Here is a 22552-nt window from a genome sequence, read left to right as displayed (position 1 = left end):
CTAAGTTCGAAGAGTTGCCGAACACGTGACCAAGGAGGCCTAGCGTGAAGATCGTGGTGCTCGTCAAAGAAGTACCAGACACGTACGCGGAACGAAAGCTCAACCTAGAAACCGGGTTGGCCGATCGCGACGCGAATGATCGGGTGCTCGATGAAATCACCGAGCGCGCCACCGAAGCGGCGCTAACCCTTAGCGACGCCGCCAAGAGCGCCGGAGACACGGACACCGAAGTCACGGTCATGACCCTGGGCCCGGAAACCGCGCCGACGGCGATGCGAAAGGCGCTGGCCATGGGTGCGGACAAGGCAGTGCACATCACCGACCCGGCATTCCTGGGCGCAGACCTCACCCTGACCGCAGAAGCACTCGCCGCCGCTATCAAGAACAACGGTTTTGACCTCGTCATCACCGGCGACGCCTCCACCGACGGCAACGCAGCCGCGATCCCGGCCATGGTGGCCGAGCATTTGGAGGTACCGAGCCTGAGCCGGCTGACCGCCGTCGAACTTCACGAGGGAAAGGTCACCGGAAGCCGGGAGGCGGACGGTGGAAATCAGCAAGTGTCCGCCCCGCTGCCCGCCGTGGTGTCGATTACCGAGCAGTTGCCGGATGCGCGCTTCCCCAATTTCAAGGGCATTGTCGCCGCGAAAAAGAAGCCTGTCGAGACGCTGTCTCTCGCGGACCTCGGCATCAGCGCGGGCGTGGAGATCCCGCGCTCGATCATGCTCTCGGTGAGCGAGAAGCCGCCGCGCGAAGCCGGTGTCAAGATCGTGGACGAGGGCGACGCGGGTCAACGCCTCGCCGCATTCCTCAAAGAAAACAAGTTGGTGTGATCGTGAGCGAAACAATTCTGGCATTCCTCGACGTGCTCCCGAGCGGCGAACTGGCACCCAGCGCGGGCGAAGTTATGGCCGCCGCAGCGCAGGCCGGGACACCCGTAGCCGTGATCGTAACCGCGCCAGGCCAAGGCGAGGCCACCGCTAAAGCGGCGGGCGAACTCGGCGCGGCAAGGGTGCTTCTCGCCGAAAACCCGGAGGCCGAAACCACCCTGACCACCCCTGCCGTGGACGCGCTCGCGGCCGCCATCACCGCCGAAACCCCGGACGCCGTGGTCATTTCCAATGGCCCCGACGGCGCCGATATTGCCGGGCGCCTCGCGGTGCGCACCACAAGCGCGCTCGCCGTGGATGCGGTGGGACTCGCCCGCGACGAGGAAGGCGTCACGGCACAGCACTCGGTCTACGGCGGCAACTTCCTGACCAGTTCCGCCCCGACCTTCGGCACGCTGATTGTGACCCTGCGTCGCGGCGCCGTTGACGAACGGCTTGACGCCACCTCCCCGGAGGTCACCACACTCGAGGTGACCGCCAGCGCCATCCCGGCCGCCACCATTGACGCTCTCGAGACGGAGCAAAAGGAGTCCACCCGGCCGGAATTGCGCGGTGCGCAGCGTGTGGTCTCCGGCGGCAAGGGGCTCGGCTCGGCCGAGGACTTCGCCCTGGTCGAACGGCTCGCGGACACCCTCGGCGCGGCCGTCGGCGCCTCCCGCGCGGCCGTCGATTCCGGGTATGTGCCGCACTCGCAACAGGTCGGGCAAACCGGCGTCTCGGTGTCGCCGCAACTGTACATCGCGCTCGGCATCTCCGGCGCCATCCAACACCGCGCCGGCATGCAGACCGCAAAAACCATCGTCGCCATTAACAAAGATGCGGACGCCCCGATCTTCGAGATCGCCGACTTCGGCATTGTCGGCGACATCTTCACGGTCGTCCCGCAACTCATCGACGCGCTCGGCGGCAAGGGCCAAGCGTGAGCGAGCTCCCACTCCGGCGCGGCCTTCCGCGCGAGCCCGGCGGCCAGCCGTGGCCGCCCGCGGGCACCGTGAGCGCGCCCGCCCAGATGCACGACGGCGATGCCTCCCCCCAGCGCAGCGCACCGAGTACCGGGGTTGCGGCTGAGGTCAGTACGAGAACAACCGGCGCGAATGCGAATGGCTCCTTGCCTTCGGTGCCGGTCCTGCGACGGGGTCTTCCGCGCGAGCCGGGCGGTGAGCCGTGGCCCGTCGTTGCGGCCACGAACACCGGGAGTACGGCCGGCGTGGACGTGTCGTCCTCGTCAGTCAGCGTCACGGAAAACTCTGTTGCCAATGTTCAGGTAACCGCAGAATCGACCGGATCAGCCGGATCAGTCCGATCCGATGCCGATGGTTCCGGAACGACCGCCGCGACCGCCGCCGGAGACGGTGTCCCCGCGAGTGCCGCTGCCGCCGCGATTGCGACTTCTGGCGTCGGTGCGATGCGACGCGGACTGCCGCGCGAGGTCGGCGGCGAGGCGTGGCCTACTGACTCCGACATTGCCGCAAGTGTGGAAGCAGTTCCGGGCGCAGGAACGCTTCCGGGCGCTGGAGCGCTTTCCGGCACAGCGGCCGCCGCCGGGAATGCGACGGCGGACTCGGGCACAGATTCTCCAGGTGCCGGGAGCGTCGACACGTCTCGCCCGGAAGCGAGCCCCACGACCCGTGCCGCGGCGACGACTGACGAGGACGAGACTTCCACGGCGGCCGAAACTACCGGCACCACCGATGGACTTGCCGCGAATACTGCCGCACAGACTGGGCCCACAGGTACCGCGGGCACAGCTGGGCGAAGCGGAATGTCTGTACCGGCCTCCAAGGGGGCCGGGGCAACCGGTGCGGGAGACGCCGTCGGACATCAGAAAGCCAAGCCCGTGGCCAAACTGTACCGCGGCAAGACCCTGGCCGAGTGGGCCCGCTTCGGTGCGCTGAGCGTGGGCGGGCTCATTGTGGTGGCGCTCATTGCGGTGTTTGGTGTGCGCTGGTGGCTCGGGACCGAAGCGATGCAGGATTTCCTCGCGACCTATCCCGGACAGTACGAGCTGCCGGCAAATGCGCCCGAGGGGTTCCCCGCCTGGCTGCGCTGGTCGCACTTTTTCAATGTGTTTTTGATGGTGCTGATTATCCGGTCCGGGTGGCAAATTCGGACCGAGAAGAAGCCGCAGGCGTATTGGACGCCGAAGTGGAATAAGAAGCGAAAGATCAGCCTCACCATGTGGTTTCACCAGGCGTTGGATTTGCTCTGGGTGATCAATGGCGCCGTGTTTGTGGTGTTGCTTTTCGCGACCGGGCAGTGGATGCGGATTGTGCCCACGAGCTGGGAAGTGTTCCCGAATGCGCTGTCTGCGGGGTTGCAGTACGTGTCCCTCGACTGGCCGATCGAGGACGGGTGGGTCAATTACAACTCGCTGCAGCAGCTGACGTATTTTGCGACCGTGTTTGTGGCGGCGCCGCTCGCGGTGGTGACCGGGGTGCGGATGTCCGGGCTCTGGCCGAATAAACCTGCGCTCAATAAGGCGTACCCGATCGAGGCCGCGCGAGCCGTGCACTTCCCGGTGATGATCTACTTTGTGGTGTTCATCATCACGCACGTATTCCTCGTGCTCTCAACCGGAGCGCTGCGCAACCTGAACCATATGTACACCGGCACGTCCGAGGTGAGTTGGGTCGGGTTCTGGCTGTTTGTGCTCTCGCTCGGCGTCATTGTGGGCGGGGTTTTTGCCGCGCGGGCGCTGGTGATTGCGCCGATCGCGTCGCTGTTTGGCCGGGTGGGGCGCTGAGCCTGGGCGCTTAGTACGGGCAGTTAGTCTGGGCTCTTAGTCTGGGCTCTTAGGCCGGGCTCTTAGGCTGGGGCTGGGGCACGGCACGGTGCCCAGGGGTGGCCCGCTGCCTCAGTTGGTGGCGATGATGGCCGCGCCGGGCACCGGTCCGGACGCTTGGAGGGCATTGACGTTCTGCTCAAGGAGCTCGGCGACAAACTCATGGGCGTCCTCTTCGCCGTCCATGAGGCACGCGATGGTCGGGCCCGAGCCGGAAATAATTGCGCGCAGAGCACCCATCGCTTCCGCGAAATTCATCACGCCGCCAAGATTGCGGTCCAGCTTGACGGCCGGGGCTTGTAGGTCATTGTTCAGGTACGCGGCAATCTCTTCGACATCGCCGTGATTGAGCGCGCTCAAGAGCTCCCGGCTAATCTCTGGGCGGCCCGGGTCTTCCCCTCGCTCCGCGCGGAGGCGGTCGAGAGCGGCGAAGACCTTGGGTGTGGAAAGGCCCTTGTCGGAAAAGATCAGTGCCCAGTGGGTGTGTCCACGGCTCAAAATTGGCGAGAGTTGGTCGCCGCGGCCGACGCCAAGGGCAAGGCCACCGAGGAGACAGAACGGGACATCGGCGCCGAGTTCGCGCGCGACGGCGTCAAGGTCCTCGCGGCTGGAGTTCAGCCGCCAGAGGTAATCGCAGGCGACGAGCGTGGCTGCGGCGTCGGCGGAGCCACCGGCCATACCGCCGGCTATGGGCACGTTCTTGGTGATCTCGATGTGCAGGCCGAATGTATCCAGGTACCCGTTGGAATCCAGTGCGCGGGCGGCTTGAGCGACCAAGTTGTCATCGCCCAAGGGCGTGGAGGAAGAGGCACCATAGGCTTGGCTTGCCGGGCTAATGGCAATCTCGATTCCGGGCTCTTCGGTCAGGGTGACGGTGAGGTCTTCATAGAGGTCGACGGCAAGGAACACGGTAGCGAGCTCGTGGTAGCCGCTGGGTTCTTTGGGGCCTGCCTCCAGCGCGAGATTGATCTTGCCGGGAGCACGGACGCGGACCTTTTCACCGGGAGTCGGCGGGTGGTCAGGGGGTGTGAACCTAAGCATTGGCATGGTTCACCCCGGCGATGGCGGCAAAGGTCGCAATGTCCAGGGTTTCGCCGCGTGCACTCGGGTCGACGTTGGCGGCTCGAAGGATGCGTTCTGCTTCGGCGCCGCTTCCGGCCCAACCGGCGAGCGCTGCGCGCAGTGTCTTGCGGCGTTGCGCAAAGGCCGCATCGATGACCGTGAAGACCTCGGCCCGGCCCGCCCCGGTGCGCGGCGGTTCGCGGCGCTCAAAGGCGACCAGCCCGGAGGAAATATTCGGGGCGGGCCAGAAGACATTGGTGCCGATGATGCCGGCTTTGCGGCTCGCGGCGTACCAGGCGAGTTTGACCGAGGGGACGCCGTAGATCTTGTTTCCGGGGGTGGCGACCATGCGATCGGCGACCTCGTCTTGGACCATGACAAGTCCGTGCTTCAGGGTCGGGACGGTCGCGAGTAGGTGCAGAACGACGGGCACTGCAACGTTGTACGGGAGGTTCGCGACGAGGGCGCTGGGGGCGCTATTTTGGCCGCCGAGGGCGCCCAGGTCCTCTGCACTCAGTTTCAGCGCGTCCTTGGTGATGACGGTGAGGTCGCCCGCGCGGTCCGGGCGCATTTCGGCGATGGTCGTGGGGAGTCGTTCGGCAAGTCGCGTATCGATTTCGACCGCGACCACATGCTTGGCCGCGTCGAGAATGCCTAATGTCAGCGAACCGAGCCCCGGGCCCACTTCTAGCACCGTTTCGCCTGGGTCGATCTGTGCGGCGTCGATGATGCGGCGGATGGTGTTGCCGTCAATCACAAAGTTTTGTCCGAGTTTCTTGGTGGGGCGGATATCCAGCTCGGCGGCAAGTCGGCGAATCTCGGTAGCGCCCAAGAGCGGAGCCACGGGTTCGCCTTGATTCTCAGTCACCTCTAAATGGTATCTTGACCCGCATCGCGGCTCGGTTCCCACAATATTGCGGGCACGATAACTGAAGGGTTTTTTGGGCGCGTTTTAGGGCGCGAATTCGGGTGCGCGGTAAAATGCTGTTCCGAGACATTACCCGCTTTGCCAGGGCGCACTGTGCATTGGTAAATATCGGCTCCGATGATTAAGCGAAAACGATCGGCACACTGGCGCACAGATAATTGGCATTCACCGAGACCGGACCGCGCAATCCGCGGAGCCGATGCCCGAGCCATCTCGCACGCCGATACTCCCGCGCCCCGAGCCACCCGGCACCCGGCACCCGGTGTATCCGAGAGCGATGTCCTGGAATTAGGCGCAACAAATCACAATAATTATGCGCAATTAGTGACTCACCTGTTTCCTGTTAATTACCTGTTAATCGTTGTCCATATCTCACTTCTCACCTCTTCCGCTGATATCATGAAACTATGGACGAAGACGTTTCACCCGAATCGAAAGAAGCGCCCCTCGTGGGCGAGACTTCCGTGCCCCGTGAAACCGATACCACAGACCCTACGTCCTGGCTCCGACATTCAGTTCTCAATGAGCCGCAGCCCGAGTTTTTCGATGCTCTGGACCTAGACTCCACTCGTCAGGCCCTTCTCAGGCTCACCGACCAAATAGATACTCGTACTCACGGCGCACCGCGCAAGGACCTCACAGCTCTCGCCATCGAACTTGAAAGCGTGTCCCGCGCCCTGAACTCTGCCCAGCTCGCATTGACGAGCGCGATGGAGCGAGAGCATGTCGCTGCCGTGCCCTTAGGCGACTCCTTTGGCTTTAGCGCGGAGCCGGACAGGCCGCAATATCGCGGCATTCTCGACTTCCTCGTAGACACGTTGCGCATCACCCGTCGTGAAGCTCGAGAACGGCTGAGGGTCGCCAGAGGTACCGCTCCCGGTTCGGCAATGTCCGGAGAACCCACACCTGCTCGGTATCAGGTCCTCGCGCGTGCGCTGAAAAATGGTGAAGTCTCCACCAGCACGGCCGCCTTGATTCTAAAAACCGTCGGCGACATCCGCTCCCACGCAGGCCCACTTGATCCCGAACACGACGGTCAACCCAACCCCGCTGAATGGGCGGAACTTGCCGAAACGACGCTGTGCGATCAGTCGACTCGATTCAACCCGGACACCCTCAACAAGATCGCCAAGCACTTTACGATCCTGGCCAATCAGGATGGATGCGAACCGAGCGATCGTTACTTGGCGCGGCACCAGGGCATCACCTACCTCGGCTACGAGCACGGACTCCACACCTTCCGGATGCGCATGACCGATGAACAGTATGAAAAGTTCGTCACGCGCATGGCCTCCATCTTGAACCCGCCGCGAGATCGTCGCCGAAGCGCAAAAGAACTGGCAGACTCCGCCGCAGAGCAAGCCGTAGCCGAACTCAAGGGCCAGCTCGCCGCTAGAACCAGCGAAACCGACATTCTCAAGGCAAGCACCGGGCAGACGTCGACCTACCAGCAGAGACTTCTCGAAGCGCTCCTCGGACTTTGCGCCCGCGGTGAGCTCGTGTTCCCCGAAAGCGGATCACGCGCCACCGTCGTGGCACTGATCGATGAAGCAAAACTCTTCCCGAGCCATTCTCCGGCGCCCCCGGCACCACCCGAGCCCGAGATCACACCCCGTCAACGAACAACCTTCCAGCATTCCGGAGCCGCCAGCACCGGTACGTTGCGCCAACTTGCCTGCGAGGCGGAGATCATTCCCGTCGTGCTTGGCGGAGACAGCGTGCCGTTGGACGTGGGGCGATCCCGACGGCTTTTCGGCAAGGCCCAACGGATAGCGCTCGCTGCCCGCGATGGCGGGTGCATTTTCGAAGGCTGCACGATGCCGTTGGCCCTCTGCGAGGCGCACCACGTGAGTTACTGGGATCGCGACCACGGCCCCACCGATGTCAACAACGGCGCGCTCCTGTGCCCGTATCACCATCACTTCATCCACCAAGGCACGTGGAAGCTAGCGGTACTAGATGATAAGCCGTGGGTCATTCCTCCGGCGTGGATCGACCCGCAGCAAACTCCGCAACGCAATGCGCACTTCCAACCACCAACCTGCTGACTCCACCGACGAAAAAACCGGGGGCGATGAACTCGAAAGTTCATCGCCCCCGGTGCGGTATATAGCGCAAAGCAGTTAGAGCAGACCCAACTTGGCTGCACACGCCGGCCAGTGACCCCAGCCGCCGCTCGAGCGCAAAACCTCGGCGATTTCGATCTGCTGATCCGGAGTCGCAAGGTTCGCCGTCGGCGCGTACTTGCCGCCGCCAGCGCCAAGCCAGCTGCTCGCGGAGAACTGCAGGCCGCCGTAGTAGCCGTTACCGGTGTTGATGGCCCAGTTTCCACCGGACTCGCACTGAGCCAGCGCCTGCCAGGTCGCGGCGTTTGCGTTTCCGCCACTCGGCTGTCCGCCAGGCCCGGTGGACTTTGGCTTTTCCTTGGTTCCGACGCTCACTTCCTGTGCCACCGGCTCCTTGGTGACCTTTTCGCTCACCTTCTCGCGGCTGCGTTCCTGGCCATCAATGATCGTGACCTTATAAGTCTCGACCCTCTCACCCGCAACGCCCGGCTTGGTCACCGTTTCTTCGCCAACGTACTTGTTGGGATCTTCCGTCTTCTTGGTTTCGAAAGGAATCTCGACCGTGGTGGTCTCGGCATCCTTGACCTCAACGCGGCTCACTTTAATACCCATGCCGTCAACCAACTGTGCATCCAGCGGGACGGAAACGCGATCGTTAGCGCCGATCTTGACGTCGGCTTCGGCCAACACCTCGTTCACGGTATTTGCCGTGGTCTCTTGTGTCTTTTGCTGGTTATCCACCGTCACAATGACCTTCTTCGGTGTGGAGATGCTCAGCGCATTCTCCAGATCCACCAAATTCGTGGTGAGAGCGGCAGAAGTCTTCGCGGTCGAAGCGACGCCGAGTTCGGTCACGACGTCCTTCACGGTGACACCGGTGGTCTCCACCGTTGTCTGTGCGCCATCGAGGGTGACGTCGATTTCCTTGTTCTTTTGAACGTTGATGGTGTCGGTAGCGGCGATCTCAGCGTCCAGCTTCGGGGACACCACATCCTCGGAACCGACATTCACGTTTGCCGCATCCAGCGCATCGGCAACGGTGTTTCCGGTGGTCTGCACAGTGGTGGATTTGCCGTCAACGTTGAGCTGTACGGTCTTATTGCTGCCCACGAATCCCAGCGTGCCCACGATCATGGCCATGACTACGAGGGCAGAGCCAGCCACCAGCGCCCACGTCTTCTTAGAAAGTTTCTTCACGAATACCCATAACGTTGTTGCTTCCGGGCACGGGGAAATCGGCACTCACATTTTCTAGTGGCGCGTCACGATCCAACGCATCTTGCATCAATCAGGCAAAGCACCGTGGATCTGGGCATTCGAACGGTATGTCCAGCTCAACAACGCTTTGAATTAGTCCGGATAGCCTTCCCCGACCCCGGCTTTGACTCTTAAATGTAACCGAACTGTGACCTTACCGGCAAGTTTGCTTCGCGTCGCAACACGCGCGCACGTGCTACGCAGGCAGCCAGGAACCGTAAACGGTCTCGCTGTTCGCGCTCAACTGCGCACACAATCCCACGAGGTCTTCCCCGCGCAGTTCGGCCATGAACCGCACCGTGGTGGGGATCATGTAACTCGCATTGGGTCGTCCGCGGTAGGGAGCCGGGGTCAGGAAAGGCGCATCGGTTTCCACCAGCATGAGCTCCGGATCGGCGATCGCACACGCGGCTTGAATTCCGGGCGAATTACTAAAGGTCACTGTCCCCGCAAAGGACATGTACCACCCGTTCTCCATGCACACCGCGGCCAAGTCCTCGTCCCCGGAAAAGCAGTGAAAGACCACCTTCTCGGGTGCGCCCACGCGCTTCAAGGTCGCGACAACATCCTCGTGCGCATCCCGATCGTGGATCATGAGGGCGATATCGCGTTCCTTCGCCAGCGCAATGTGTTCCTCGAAGGACTCGCGTTGCCCATCGCGCAGATCCTCTCCGGTGCGAAAATAATCCAGGCCGGTTTCACCAATCGCACGCACCCGGGGGTGACGGCTCAGCTCCACAATTTCGGCGAATTGCTCGTCGAAACGGCCGTCGGCCTTGAGACGCGCGGCGTCATTGGGGTGCAGAGCCACCGCCCCCAAGAGACGTGGCTCATCCTCGATCGCCTCGATAGTAAAGCGGGAGGAATCTAAATCAAATCCCACTTGGACACCGCGGTTGACGCCCACGCCCTCGGCCGCGTCCATGGCTTGCCTGGCAGTGATCGTGCCGAACTCGGGACGGAAATTGAGGTGGGTGTGGTTATCCACCACCGGAACCGGCAACGGCTCTGGCGCCGGCGGAAAACTACGCTGGCGCCGTTTCTTTTCTTGCTTAGGGGTCTCCTCGGACACCGGTGGCGCCGGATAGTTCCGGTACGCGGCAGGGGCGAGGTCAGCGTTCTCGGTCACTACTTCATCCTACGATTCGCACTCGCCGCCGGCACTCAGGTCACATCTTGGGTGCGGGAAAATATCCTCCCACCAATTTGTCACCCCGAGCATGTAGGGTATGACCAAGCTTCAAGCCGTCTGCCTTTGGGGTGAGAAAACTGGAAAAGTTCGCCGAAGAACCAGTGACTGCACAGACAGTAGCCACCGGACAACCGTCCTATGCCCGCACCGACTGGACCATGGAACGTTTCCATGAAGCCAGCACCGCCATCCTTGACGCGATGAGCACCGTCATTGACGGGAAGCGTGAAGCCGCCCATCTCGCTCTCACCGTCCTGCTCGCGCAAGGGCACTTGCTGGTCGAAGATGTTCCGGGCGTCGGCAAGACCATGCTCGCGAAAACTCTGGCCCGCACCGTCGATGGGAAGGTCAACCGCATTCAATTCACGCCTGACCTTCTCCCCTCAGACATCACGGGCGTCTCCATCTTCGATCAGAACATGCGGGCGTTCGAGTTTCGCCCGGGCCCCATTTTCGCGAACATCGTCATTGGCGATGAAATCAACCGCGCCAGCGCGAAAACACAGTCCGCACTCCTGGAGAGCATGGAAGAACATCAGGTTTCCGCGGACTCGGAAACCCACCGCCTGCCGACTCCGTTTATGGTGGTCGCGACCCAGAATCCGCTGGAAATGGAAGGCACCTACCCGCTTCCGGAGGCCCAGCGAGACCGCTTCATGGCCCGCATTTCCATGGGGTACCCGGATACGTCCTCGGAAATGCTCATGCTGGAAACCCACCAGTCGACCAACCCGCTCGATGACGTCCGGCCGGTCGTCAGCGAGCAAGACGTCCTTGCCATGATTGAGGTCGTCAAGAACATTTACGTTTCTGACCTGGTCAAGGAATACACCGTGGCCCTTGGCAACGCCACTCGCGAGTCCAGCCAACTTCGCCTTGGCGCCAGCCCGCGCGCACTGCTGCAGTTGCTTCGCGCTTCGAAGGCGAGCGCGGCGCTCGGCGGACGCGACTACGTCCTCCCCGACGACGTTCGCGCACTGGTCACCCCCGTCCTGGCACACCGTCTGATTCTCGACCGCGGCGCCTCCTCCACCGGCGTCACCATCGAAGACGTCCTCGGCCGCATCTTAAACGCGGTACCGGTCCCCACCCGAGAAACCAGAAACGTCCGCTGATCCGTGTTTGCTTGGCTCAATGCAAGAATCCTGACCCCCATGGGGTTCTCCTTGCTGGCCGTCGGCATTCTGGCGCTTGCCTTCGGTGCCATCATGGGCCGCCGCGATCTGCTCTATGTCGCGGTATTTGCGATCGCATTGCTGGTGCTCTCGATCCTGACCGCCTGGGTCACTAAACCCCGCTTCCGAACGCACCGCACCTTTTCGGTTCCCCAGGTGCAGGCCGGGCAGGCGTGCACCGTGCAGTTGGAAGTATCCACCGAAAAAGGTACGACGGCGCGCCACACCATGCGTGAAGAGTTACCTTCGCGCTTCGGTCAAGCACCCACCTTCTTGTACCCGTCCCGCTATGCGAGCGCGGATGGAACCAGCCTGTACGAGTATCGGGTCCGCTGTTCCCAACGCGGGCTCTATAGCATTGGCCCCGTCTCGGCGATGTTCACCGATCCCTTTGGGCTCGCCAAACACCAACACACCGTGGGGCAGCCATCCACCCTGGTCGTGACCCCGCCGATTAAAAGTCTCAGCAGTTTCGCTGATGTTGCAGGCGGCAACCTCGATGGCGTGCTCCACACCCTTTTGCACGCGACGGCCTCCCAAGACGACGTGATGACTCGTGAATACCGGCACGGCGACTCGCTTCGACGGGTGCACTGGCCCGCGACCGCGCGCCTGGGCGAACTCATGGTTCGTCAAGAAGATACTGTCACCACCCCGCAGGCCGTACTGGTCATGGATAGGCGAGACGGCGCCCTCGCCAGTGCTTTCGACACCGCGTTTGATACGCATATCGCCGACAACGGCCTGTACACAAGTTCCCGTTTTGAATGGGTGGTCACGATGGCCGCCTCGATTGCCGCCCAATTGCTCAGAGACAACTACCAGGTGCGCATGGTCGATCAGCGCGGCGAGTTCAGCACCGCGTGGGACTCGGCCAGTCCGCTATTGCGGACGCAAACCGGGGCCGCCTCCAGTGCCAGCCTTTCCGCGGAGCAGGAACTTGCCGCACTGCTGACCCAGCTTGCCGGTGTCGAACTCGTGCACACCGGCAACCCTGCCGCGAACCGCGCGGATGCGCAGCGACGCAAAACCAAGCAACCCGCATCGGCTGTGCCCGGCAACGGCGCGGGCGAGAAGACCCGAGACTTTGGCGACACCTTCCTCGACACCCTTGCCGGGGTGCGCGGGCGCGGACCGCTCATTGCCCTCCTGGGCGACCTGAGCGCGCGCGATGTCACCTCTCTTGCTGCCGCCGCAAACTACTACCCGCAATCTCTTGCCATTCTGTGTGTGCAAAACACCGCCTATGCCGAGGAAACGGCGCAACGGCTACGCAGCGCCGGCTGGCAGACCGTGGTCGCGACCGAAGCCAAGGGCCAGCCGGAGGTATGGAATGCACTAAGCAATCCGGACTCAATCTCGGCAAGTTTTACCGCGTCGCATCCCGAGGCGGTGCCGTCTCGATGACCGCCACCGCAACAGATCGGGCAACCGAGGACCGCGAAGCCGCTGACCACGGTCACCGCGAACCCTCCGCTCCCGCGAGCCGCCGTCTCGACGTACCCAGCGTCTGGGTCACGGTGTCGCTGACGTTGCTTGTTCTTGCCGCTGCCACCGGATACAGCGGCGTGATCGAAAAGTGGGCGTGGTACCCGGCCGTCGCGGGATGCGTTCTTGGTGCCGCATTGGGCATTGGAATCTCGCGCCTGTTCCGCTGGGGCCAGGTTCTCGCCCCGCTGGCTGGCGTCCTCGGCACGATCCTGGCAGCTAACCTGATCTTTTTTCGGGACACCGCCTGGCTAGGCGTTATCCCTAACGGCGCCTCCCTCGATCAGGTATGGAACCTGATCGGTGCAAGCCGGGAAACGATTGCCAATCAGGTCGCACCAGTGACCCCGGAGGCGGGTGTCGTGTTCCTTGTGGCTATTGCCATGGCGCTGATCTTGGTGTTGATGGATGTGCTGGCCCTTGGCATGCAGTTGCCGCTGGCCGCGGGTCTGGGAATAGTCGTCGCCTGGGTGACCCCGGCCATCATTAAACCGAGCAGCGTCGGTATGCTCTCCTTTGTGCTGACCGCGGCAGCATTCCTCATCTTCCTCGCGGTCACCCATTGGTATCTGCAAGCGCGCGCTCCAGGCTCCCCGCTCTCTTCCCCGCGCTTCCCAGTAACCCACATTACGGCGATCGGCGCCGGAACCCTGGCCATCGCCGTCGTACTCCCGCTGGTGATTCCCGGATTCACGCAAGGAACGTTCCCGCAAGGCACCCGCGTAAGTTGGGGAAGCGGCAACGGTCTGAACCCCTATGTCACGCTGGGTCAGGATTTGCGCTCGCCGGCCGGGCGCGGCGCGTTCACCTACGAGTCGACGGCCGAGCAACCCCCATACATGCGCTCTAGCGTGATCGCCGATTTCTCGGGACAACGGTGGGGACCGGACACGAGCGACACCGGAACCCTGGAAATCAGCGGAAACGCCCAACTGGCTGGGCTCGGCTCGGTGCCGAACTGGTTGGGGTTGCAGCAGCGGGGCATCCAGGTTCAGCAGGTGCGCTCCCGGGTGAGCGCTGGGTCCTTTACCTCCCCGTGGCTTCTCGCGCCGTTCCAGGTGACGTCGGTGGGTTCGCTCAACGGAAATTGGCGTTTTGACAGCGTGGAGAATACGTTTCGCGGTATCGGCGCGAACACCCAGAACATGACCTATGACGTCAATTCCATCATCGTGGTGCCCACAGCCGAGCAAGTCAACCAGCTGAACCCGCCGCTGGCTCCCGGTACGCAATTTCCCATTCCGGAGGTGTATCAGCGCATCCCGGATAACGTGCCTCAAGTCGTGACAGATACCGCACGCCAAGTGGTCGATGCCGCGGGCGCGAGGACACCTTTTGATCAGGCCGTCGCCATTCAGCGTTACTTGCGCTCCAGCGAATTCACCTATAGCGAGCAGGCGCCGGTTGATGGCGGCTATGACGGGTCCGGGCTGGATGTCATCGAGCAGTTTTTGAGCGCGAAATCCGGTTACTGTGTGCACTTTGCCGGATCCATGGCTGTCATGCTGCGCACCTTGGGCATCCCCACCCGCATTGCCGTTGGTTTCACCGCTGGCACACCCGCCGGGGAGGGCGAGCCGATCTCGGATACGCCCACCCAAAAGTTTGAGGTGGAGTCCAAGGACGCTCACGCCTGGCCGGAAGTGTACTTCAACGAGGTGGGCTGGTTGCCCTTTGAGCCGACGCCGTCCCGTGGCGTGGTACCTGAGTACGCGCAGACCGAGGGGCCGGCGCCCACTGACGTCCCCGACGACGCGCTCGACCCGCGGCCAAGTCCCGCCGCACCGCTTCCTGGCAACGAGCCCACACCGCAACCCACCGACGGCTCCCCGGTCAGCGTTGGGACCAGTCAGGGTGCCCCGGTCGGTCCGATCCTCATCTCGGTCGGCGCGGTTCTGAGCGTGGTGGCGCTGGCGCTGCTTCCATTCTGGGTGCGGACGGCAAAGCGGCGGCGGCGCTACTCGTTATTGTCCGACGCCCCGGGAACCGAAACGGCGTCCGTTGCCGCGTGGAAAGAACTGCGAGATACGGCGATCGACTACGGCCACAACGCGCCCGCCGCCATGACTCCGCGGGAGTACACGGCGTGGCTCGGCGACTCGCTCGAGGCCGACGAGGCCGCTCGGACACAGCTCAGGCGGCTCAGCCAGGACTTTGAACGCCGCAATTACGCGCCGGCCACCCCCGCCGAGAACACCGAATCGCTGAACGACGCCCTCGGGGCCACACGGACTACATTGGACGCCCACGCCAGCTGGGCCGAGCGCCTGCGAGCACGCTTCCTGCCGCGCTCGCTGTGGGTTTCGCGCAACCCTTAGACGCCGGCAATCCCCACGTACTGTGTGCTGAGGTACTCTTCGATGCCTTCGAAACCGCCCTCGCGGCCAAGGCCGGACTGCTTGACTCCGCCGAACGGGGCCGCCGCATTGGAGACCACACCCGCATTCAGTCCCAGCATGCCGGTGTCCATCCGCTCGGACACCCGCAGCGCCCGGTTCAGATCCTTCGTGTAGACGTACCCGACCAGGCCGTATTCGGTGTTATTCGCGTGAGCAATCGCCTCGTCCTCGGTCTCAAAGGTGATCACCGGTGCCACCGGGCCGAAGATTTCCTCGGCCAGAATCGTGGAGTCCGCTGCGACGTCGGTCAACACCGTAGGCTCGTAGAAATACCCGGCTCCTGGGACTGCTTTGCCGCCGGTCAGCACCTGTGCACCCTTGCTGGTTGCATCCGAGACCAGCTCTTCCACCTTGTCCCGGCTCTTCTGGTCAATGAGCGGACCGACCTTAGTGTCCGGGTCAAGGCCGCGGCCCGTCGTCAGTTCGCTCATGCGCTCGGCGAGTCGGTCGGCAAAGTCCTTGGCGACACTCTTGTGCACGATGAAGCGGTTGGCGGCGGTGCACGCCTCGCCCATATTGCGCATTTTGGCGATCATGGCCCCGTCTACGGCGGCGTCGAGATCGGCGTCCTCGAACACCACAAACGGCGCGTTTCCACCAAGTTCCATCGAGGTGCGCAGCACGTTATCGGCGGCGTCCTTCAACAGCGATTTACCCACCGGGGTGGATCCGGTGAAGGAGAGCTTGCGCAGGCGCGAGTCCTTAATGATCGGTCCGGTCACCCCGCCCGCGTCTTTGGTGGGGATGACGTTGAGCACTCCCGCGGGCAGTCCGGCTTCCATGAGCACGGACGCGAAAAGCTGGGAGGTCAACGGGGTGAGAGCGGCCGGTTTGAGGACCATGGTGCACCCGGCCGCAATGGCGGGGGCGATCTTGCGGGTGGCCATGGCCAGCGGGAAGTTCCACGGTGTAATCAACAGGCACGGGCCGACAGCCTTCTTCTGCACGAGCAACCGGCTCTTGCCATCGGGTGAAACGGCGTAGCGGCCGCCGATCCGGGCCGCTTCCTCGGAGAACCACCGCAAAAATTCGGCCCCGTAGGTGACCTCGCCCCGGGCCTCGGCTAAGGGCTTGCCCATTTCCATGCTCATGAGCGCCGCGAATTCTTCGGAACGGGCGGTGACCATGTCAAAGGCGCGGCGCAAAATTTCGGCGCGCTCGCGCGGGGCGGTACGTGACCATGCTTCTTGGGCGTTCGCGGCGGCATCCATTGCTCGCTGACCGTCCTCGACGGTGGCATTGGCGATGGAAAGCAGCGTCTCCCCGGTGGCGGGGTCTTCCACCGCAAACGTCGCGCCGTTGCTCGCGTCCTGCCAGGTGCCGTCAATGAGCAGTCCGGTAGGCACCGAATCCAATAGTGCCTTTTCATCGATGTTTTCGCTCTGTGTCGCCACGGCGGCCTCCTTGACAGGACGGTTGAGGGCGCGCCATAGCGCCCGGTGATATTCCTAAACCTATGCGGTGGCTCTCACCGCGTAAATGCGACGATGCACCAGACCTACGGTTTGCGATTGGGCAGGTGCACAACCGGTGCCTTAATCGGGGTCCGCGCCCGAGCGTTCCGCGCCCGGGCGGTCGGCCCGCGCACCTTCTGCCAGCGCACCTTCTGTCAGCGCACGGTCGGCCAGCGCCCGCTCGTAAAGGAGTTTCCTCCCGACCCCAAACTCTCGAGCCGCCTCCTTCACCGCCCCGCTCAGCCGCTCGCCCGCGTGGACGCGATCCGTAACGGCAGCCAGTGCCGAACCCATCGCGTCGGCAGCTCTCTCGCTTGCGCTCAGCCCGGCAACCACCAGCACAATTTCGCCGCGCGGCGGTTCGGCTTCGACGCTCGTTATCAACTCGCCCAATGTCCCGCGCCGCACTTCTTCAAAGGTCTTGGTCAACTCCCGGGCCAGTGCCGCCGGTCGAGACTCCCCGAACACCGATGCCATCGCCGCCAATGTCTCGCCCACCCGGTGCGGCGCCTCAAAGAACACCATGGTGCGCCCCTCGGCGGACACCCCTGCCAATCGGGCGGCCCGCTCCCCCGCCTTGCGCGGCAGGAACCCCTCGAAAGTGAAGCGATCGGTCGGCAATCCGGAGAGCGCCAGAGCGGTCAACACGGCACTCGGCCCCGGCACCACGGTGAGAGGCACACCCGCGGCCACGGCGTCCTGAACTACCCGGAAACCGGGATCGGAGACGGCGGGCATTCCGGCATCGGACACCACGGCGACCACCTGGCCCCGGCCGGCTGCCGCAACGAGGGCCGCCGCAGAGTCACGTTCGTTGTGCTCGTGGTGAGCCACCACTTTCCCGGAGAGCACCACACCCAAAGCCGCAGCAAGCTTGCGTACCATGCGGGTGTCTTCGGCGGCAATAATGTCGGCGGCGCCCAATAGTTCGCGCAACCGCATCGAGGCATCGGCGGGGTTGCCAATGGGCGTGGCCGCAAGCACAATCCCGGAAAATCCTGCCGACCCGCCGCCTTCGGTACCCTGCGAGTCTAAGGAGGCATCGCCGTCGTGCTTCTCGCTGCCGCTCAGATGCTCCGGTACCGATTCGGGATCATTCACCCGCCCAGTTTATCCACCTGGCATCCTTGAAGGGGTGTACGCAGGTGCGCTGGCGGTTAGCATTGTGGGGTGAGTGTGCTTAGCCGTGACCCAGGTTCGGATGTCGAAGAGTCAGGACGGCGCACACTCGACCCCGCGCCAAGCGCTCCGCGGCGCTGGCTGAACACGCTGTGGTGGTGGACCCGCGGGCGCTACGCCGTCCCCGGCAATCAAGTGCAAACTCCGCGGCACGCCTACGCGCTATCCAGTCTGCGCCACCGGTTGCTCGGCCCCACCACCCCGTTGACGCCGCTCGTGTGGCTGTGGGTCATGATCCCGGCGGTGCTCGGCGGGCTCTTAAGGTTTGTCCGCCTGGATTCGCCGAACAAGCTCGTTTTCGATGAAACCTATTACGTCAAAGACGCGTATTCCTACCTGCAAAACGGGGTGGAGAAGGCGTGGGCGGACGTCAAAGTCACCGAGAACGGCAAAGAGATCACCAAAAAGGTCAATGACCTGTTTGTGTCCGGGGATTACTCGGGTCTCGGGACTGACCCATCCTTTGTGGTGCACCCGCCGCTCGGCAAGTGGATGATCGCCTGGGGCATGCGTATTTTCGGTGCCGATAATGGTTTTGGCTGGCGTTTTTCCGCCGCCCTGGTCGGCACGCTCGCGATCATTGTGCTGGCGCTGGTGGCGTATCGGCTCTTCGCCTCGCTTCCGCTGGCGGTTCTCGCCGGACTGTTTTTCGCGGTCGACGGGCACGCCATCGTGCAGTCGCGCACCGCGCTGCTGGACATTTTTTTGATGTTCTGGCTGCTCCTCGCCTTTGGCGCACTCCTGATGGACCGATACGCGTCCCGGGCAATATTGGCGCGCAAGGTTGCCGCCCTCGCCGCCGCAAGCCCGGACGGACGGCCCAGCGCCCGCGAGATGCTCTACGGGCCCTTTCTCGGGTGGCGGCCGTGGCGTCTAGTGGCCGCCGTGCTGCTGGGTTGCGCGGTGGGCACCAAGTGGTCGGCGCTCGCATTCATCGGGGTATTTGGCCTAATGACCCTCGCGTGGGACGCGAGTGCGCGCCGCGTTGTTGGTGTGCGGCACTGGATTACCGGGGCTCTGTTGCGAGATGGGGTGTTTGCCGCGCTCACCGTGCTGCCCACCATTGTGCTCGTGTACCTGAGCACGTGGACCGGGTGGCTCATGTCCAAGGACGGGTATGACCGCACCTGGGCCCAGGACAACTCGTCCGGGTTCTGGGACTTCCTGCCCAATTGGTTGCGTTCACTCGTGGAATACCACCGCGCCGCCTATGCCTTCCACCAAGGCCTGAGTTCCCCGCACCCCTACTCATCCCCGGCCATCGAGTGGCTACTGATGATCCGCCCCACCAGCTACTCCTTCGACAACGTGCCCATCACCAACCCGGACGGCTCGGAAACCAAAATGGTGGAGGCCGTCACCTCGCTCGGCAACCCGCTCATCTGGTGGCTGGGCACACTCGCACTGCTGGTCGCCCTGTTCTGTTGGATTGTGCGCCGGGATTGGCGTGCGGGAGCCATCCTGGCCGGCATCGCCGCCGGGTACCTCCCCTGGTTCATGTATCCAAACCGCACCATGTTTTTCTTCTATGCGATCGCCTTCGAACCGTTCCTGATTTTGGCGCTCGTCTATGTGCTCGGCTTGGTGCTCGGCCCACCCCAACTCTCTGCCCGGCTGCGCCGCCCCCGATGGATCATTGTCGGTGCCATCACGGTGCTGATCCTGGCCGTCTCCGCGTTCTTCCTCCCGATTTGGACGAGCGAGCGCATTCCCTTTGACATGTGGCAGATTCGAATGTGGCTCCCCCGATGGATCTGAGCCTCGCCTGGAAGGAGCGCACGAAAGTGCAAGAATCGTCGACCGAGTTGCTGGTCTCGCTGCCGAAAATGACCAATGTGGCGTCCTTGCTGATCGAGCGTGCCAAAGCGACCCCGGAGCGCGTGCTCTACGCGATCAAACAGACCGGTCCCGATGGTGAGCCGGCGTGGATCCCGAAGACCGCGGCGGAGTTCCTCGCCGACGTTCAGGCCATCGCCCGCGGACTGATCGCCTGGGGCGTCAAGCCCGGCGACTCGGTCATCATCTTCTCGCCAACCCGCTACGAGTGGACCCTGCTGGACCTTGCGATCAGCTACGCGGGCGGGGTCACCGTGCCGATCTATGAAACGAGCTCCGACGAGCAAATCGAATGGGTCGTCAAGGATTCCCGGGCGCGCTTTGGCTTCGCCGATGATGCCCGACGGCGTGACAACCTTGAGCGGATTGCTCGCCTTCCCGGGGTCAAGGGAAGGCGAAAGACGGACTTCCAGGCGCGCTTGCTCACCGCGAGCGGGGACGACGGCTTGGACGCCTTGTTGGAGCGTGGCCGCGAGGTCTCCGACGCGAAGTTGGAGGCGGCGCGCAGTTCCAGGACGCTGGACGATGTGGCGTCGATTGTGTACACCTCGGGGACGACCGGGCGCGCCAAGGGCTGCGAGATCACCCACGGCAACTTTGCGCTCTTCGCGGTCAATATTGAACAGTGGCTGCCCACTCTCTTGCTGGGCAAGAACGCGCGCACGCTCATGTTCCTGCCGTTGGCCCACGTCTTGGCGCGCGCCGTCCAGTTGGCGTGCCTGCAAGCCGGCGCCACCTTGACGCACACCTCCTCGGCGCAGGAACTTCTCGAAGACATGGCCGCGTTCAAGCCCACCTTCCTCCTGGTGGTGCCCAGGGTCTTTGAAAAGGTTTTTGAGCGGGCGCGTAGCAAGGCCGTGGCCGATGGTAAGGGCACAATTTTCGATGCGGCCGTAGACACCGCGGTGGCTTATTCGCAGGCGCAAGACGCCCTCGCACGCCGCGAGGGGCGCGGACCGGGCGCGCTCTTAAAGGTGCGGCATGCGATCTTCGACAAACTCGTTTTTGGCAAACTGCGCGCCGCTTTCGGCGGGGAACTCACGAATTCGGTCTCCGGAGCGAGCCCGCTCAATCCTCGGCTGGCCCACTTTTTCCGCGGCATCGGCTTGAGAGTGCTCGAGGGCTACGGTCTGACCGAAACGACCGCGCCCGCAACGGCGAACACTCCCGAGTACACGCGGGTAGGAACCGTGGGCATTCCCATTCCCGGCACGTCGGTGCGTATTTCTCCAGATGATGAGGTGCTGATCAAAGGCGTGGGCGTCTTCAAGGGCTACCACAACAACCCCGAGGCGACGGCCGCCGCGTTTGAGGACGGCTACTTCAAGACCGGAGACATGGGCGCCCTGGATGAGAATGGGTATCTCACCATCACCGGTCGGCTCAAGGACATTGTGGTGACCGCCGGCGGCAAGAACGTTGCCCCAGGACCTATGGAAGAGACAATTCGGGAGAACCCGGTGGTGTCCTATGCTGTGGTGGTTGGCGAAGGGAAGCCGTTCATTTCCGCGCTGATATCACTGGATGCCGACGGCCTAGACGCTGCCGGGCTGTCCTGGCCAGCGGATCGGGATCAGATTCTCGCGTCCGTCCAATCCTCGGTGGATAAAGCGAACGCCTCGGTGTCCCGGGCCGAACAGATTCGCAAGTTCGAGATTCTGGACGCAGACATCTCGATCGAATCCGGGTTGCTGACCCCGAGCCTCAAGCTCAAGCGCGGTGCTGTGGTCGAACAATATGCGGCCGCAGTGGACGCGCTCTATCTGAACTAACTCGCCGCCTGATCCTCGGCGCGTTCCCGGGCCTCGATGAACTCTTGGAGTTCCATGGAGCGTGCGCGACGCTTGGCGGTGGGCCAAGTGAAGATCATCGTGACAATGGCGCCCAAGAGCGCGAGGGCGGCCGCGGTGCCGGCGGCGTCAATCCAGAACTGGGTCGGGAACAGCCGGATGAGGGTATCGGTGGAGCGGAACTGCCAATTACCCTGCGCAAAGAAAATCTCGTGGAAGGCGGTGAAGAACTGCTGCCAGCCGAGCGCCGCCACGACGGCCAACGCAATAATAATCACGGCGGTCGCGACGCTTCCCGCGAAAAGGGCGCGACGGATACCGCCCTTGTATTTGCGGGCCAAAATGATCGCGAAGACGATCGCGGCTATCAGCATCACCAGGGCAATTGCCACACCGATCAGCATGACGACCTTGACATCGGCCATATGGGAAACCTCGGAGGGCAAGAACAGGTTTTGCTCGTTCTTGTTCATGAGGTCGCCAAGGTATGCGGGCGAGGCAAAGTTAAAGAGGTAGTCCACCGCATAGGAGCCGTAATCGACCCGCTCGCCCGTGGAGAACGCAGTGTCGGCGGGGAATCCTGGGCGGTTGTACTCCACCCACAGGAACACGTGCGTGGCCACGAGCCGTAGGGCGCCAAAGACGAGCAGAAAGGGAACCAGAATCGCGAGCAGGGTCTGCACCACCCGTGCCCCTTTGTAACTGCGCTCGGGTGCTGCGTCGCGCAATTGCGAGCGGCGGCGGACCTCGTCTTCCGGGGGACGCATCGTCAACAGGGCGGTAGTGGTGGGAGGTTCGGTGGCGGCGCCGGTCGCGTCCGCGTCACTTGTTTGGGCGTTCGCGGTCTGGGCGTCCGCGGGCGCGCTCTCCTTGTCCGGGGTGGCAACCGAACTCTGGTCGATGCTAGAAGTCGAGGCGGGAAGTGCGGTTCCCTGATTGTGCACCCGAACCTGTGCCGTGGGTGCCTCGGCGGGTTGGGGCGTAGGGACAGGGGCGGTGTCGTCTTGTGTGTCGACCTTCGGCGATTTCTCTTCGCTCATCTTCCCTACTTTTT

General features: G+C 63.2%; 16 protein-coding genes. 9 read left to right on the top strand and 7 right to left on the bottom strand.

The features are described from left to right. Positions 1 to 44: 44 nt before the first annotated feature. The 3 genes from O148_RS0103525 to O148_RS0103515 are packed head-to-tail and all read left to right on the top strand — an operon-like array spanning position 45 to position 3633. The gene (locus O148_RS0103525) at positions 45 to 833 is read left to right on the top strand and encodes an electron transfer flavoprotein subunit beta/FixA family protein (RefSeq protein ID WP_026529806.1); all 789 of its coding nucleotides are present in this window, start codon (positions 45 to 47) and stop codon (positions 831 to 833) included. Next, the gene (locus O148_RS0103520; RefSeq protein WP_420805744.1) at positions 833 to 1813 is read left to right on the top strand and encodes an electron transfer flavoprotein subunit alpha/FixB family protein; all 981 of its coding nucleotides are present in this window, start codon (positions 833 to 835) and stop codon (positions 1811 to 1813) included. The genes O148_RS0103525 and O148_RS0103520 overlap by 1 nt, the downstream gene beginning before the upstream one ends. Then, positions 1810 to 3633: a cytochrome b/b6 domain-containing protein gene (locus O148_RS0103515; RefSeq protein ID WP_026529804.1), complete on the top strand. Its 1824-nt coding sequence runs from the start codon at positions 1810 to 1812 to the stop codon at positions 3631 to 3633. Before O148_RS0103520 ends, O148_RS0103515 begins: the two co-directional genes overlap by 4 nt. Positions 3634 to 3744: 111 nt before the next feature. Here the strand turns inward: O148_RS0103515 and O148_RS14620 are convergent, their stop codons facing one another. Both O148_RS14620 and rsmA read right to left on the bottom strand, forming a co-directional pair. Continuing rightward, positions 3745 to 4719, bottom strand: coding sequence for a 4-(cytidine 5'-diphospho)-2-C-methyl-D-erythritol kinase (locus tag O148_RS14620; RefSeq protein WP_240470780.1), 975 nt, complete (start codon positions 4717 to 4719; stop codon positions 3745 to 3747). Further along, entirely contained in the window at positions 4706 to 5602 is an 897-nt protein-coding gene (rsmA, locus tag O148_RS0103505; RefSeq protein ID WP_026529803.1) for a 16S rRNA (adenine(1518)-N(6)/adenine(1519)-N(6))-dimethyltransferase RsmA, read from the bottom strand. Before rsmA ends, O148_RS14620 begins: the two co-directional genes overlap by 14 nt. 467 nt (positions 5603 to 6069) lie before the next feature. Between rsmA and O148_RS0103500 the strand changes: the two genes are divergently transcribed. After that, on the top strand, positions 6070 to 7710 hold the full coding sequence (locus tag O148_RS0103500) for a DUF222 domain-containing protein (protein ID WP_026529802.1): 1641 nt from the start codon (positions 6070 to 6072) through the stop codon (positions 7708 to 7710). Between the two features lie 75 nt (positions 7711 to 7785). Here the strand turns inward: O148_RS0103500 and O148_RS18170 are convergent, their stop codons facing one another. Both O148_RS18170 and O148_RS0103490 read right to left on the bottom strand, forming a co-directional pair. Beyond that, positions 7786 to 8925 carry a resuscitation-promoting factor gene (locus O148_RS18170; protein WP_026529801.1) on the bottom strand — a complete coding sequence of 380 codons (1140 nt, stop codon included), beginning with the start codon at positions 8923 to 8925 and terminating at the stop codon, positions 7786 to 7788. 256 nt (positions 8926 to 9181) lie between these two features. Next, positions 9182 to 10114: a TatD family hydrolase gene (locus tag O148_RS0103490; protein ID WP_026529800.1), complete on the bottom strand. Its 933-nt coding sequence runs from the start codon at positions 10112 to 10114 to the stop codon at positions 9182 to 9184. Positions 10115 to 10335: 221 nt separating this feature from the next. Between O148_RS0103490 and O148_RS14615 the strand changes: the two genes are divergently transcribed. The 3 genes from O148_RS14615 to O148_RS14605 are packed head-to-tail and all read left to right on the top strand — an operon-like array spanning position 10336 to position 15158. Then, positions 10336 to 11292 (top strand): AAA family ATPase, encoded by a 957-nt coding sequence (locus O148_RS14615; protein ID WP_084157050.1) that lies wholly within the window; start codon positions 10336 to 10338, stop codon positions 11290 to 11292. A gap of 39 nt (positions 11293 to 11331) precedes the next feature. Next, positions 11332 to 12759 carry a DUF58 domain-containing protein gene (locus O148_RS14610; protein ID WP_051619784.1) on the top strand — a complete coding sequence of 476 codons (1428 nt, stop codon included), beginning with the start codon at positions 11332 to 11334 and terminating at the stop codon, positions 12757 to 12759. Beyond that, the gene (locus tag O148_RS14605; protein WP_169737495.1) at positions 12681 to 15158 is read left to right on the top strand and encodes a transglutaminase TgpA family protein; all 2478 of its coding nucleotides are present in this window, start codon (positions 12681 to 12683) and stop codon (positions 15156 to 15158) included. Before O148_RS14610 ends, O148_RS14605 begins: the two co-directional genes overlap by 79 nt. Here the strand turns inward: O148_RS14605 and O148_RS0103470 are convergent. Continuing rightward, on the bottom strand, positions 15155 to 16633 hold the full coding sequence (locus O148_RS0103470) for an NAD-dependent succinate-semialdehyde dehydrogenase (protein ID WP_026529799.1): 1479 nt from the start codon (positions 16631 to 16633) through the stop codon (positions 15155 to 15157). The genes O148_RS14605 and O148_RS0103470 overlap by 4 nt on opposite strands. A 141-nt stretch (positions 16634 to 16774) precedes the next feature. Continuing rightward, entirely contained in the window at positions 16775 to 17794 is a 1020-nt protein-coding gene (gene rsmI / locus O148_RS14600; RefSeq protein ID WP_075204269.1) for a 16S rRNA (cytidine(1402)-2'-O)-methyltransferase, read from the bottom strand. Between the two features lie 69 nt (positions 17795 to 17863). Between rsmI and O148_RS0103460 the strand changes: the two genes are divergently transcribed. Both O148_RS0103460 and O148_RS0103455 read left to right on the top strand, forming a co-directional pair. After that, on the top strand, positions 17864 to 19630 hold the full coding sequence (locus O148_RS0103460) for a dolichyl-phosphate-mannose--protein mannosyltransferase (protein ID WP_026529798.1): 1767 nt from the start codon (positions 17864 to 17866) through the stop codon (positions 19628 to 19630). Further along, on the top strand, positions 19594 to 21480 hold the full coding sequence (locus tag O148_RS0103455) for an AMP-dependent synthetase/ligase (protein ID WP_338035370.1): 1887 nt from the start codon (positions 19594 to 19596) through the stop codon (positions 21478 to 21480). Before O148_RS0103460 ends, O148_RS0103455 begins: the two co-directional genes overlap by 37 nt. Here the strand turns inward: O148_RS0103455 and O148_RS14595 are convergent. Next, positions 21477 to 22538 carry a TIGR01906 family membrane protein gene (locus O148_RS14595; RefSeq protein WP_051619782.1) on the bottom strand — a complete coding sequence of 354 codons (1062 nt, stop codon included), beginning with the start codon at positions 22536 to 22538 and terminating at the stop codon, positions 21477 to 21479. The two genes, O148_RS0103455 and O148_RS14595, sit on opposite strands and share 4 nt — an antisense overlap. Between the last annotated feature and the right edge of the window lie 14 nt (positions 22539 to 22552).

The sequence above is a fragment of the Haematomicrobium sanguinis DSM 21259 genome, assembly GCF_000688395.1.
Classification (GTDB): Bacteria; Actinomycetota; Actinomycetes; order Actinomycetales; family Micrococcaceae; genus Haematomicrobium; species Haematomicrobium sanguinis.
Note: the sequence above shows the minus strand (reverse complement) of the source record. Positions and strands in the feature narration are given on the sequence as shown.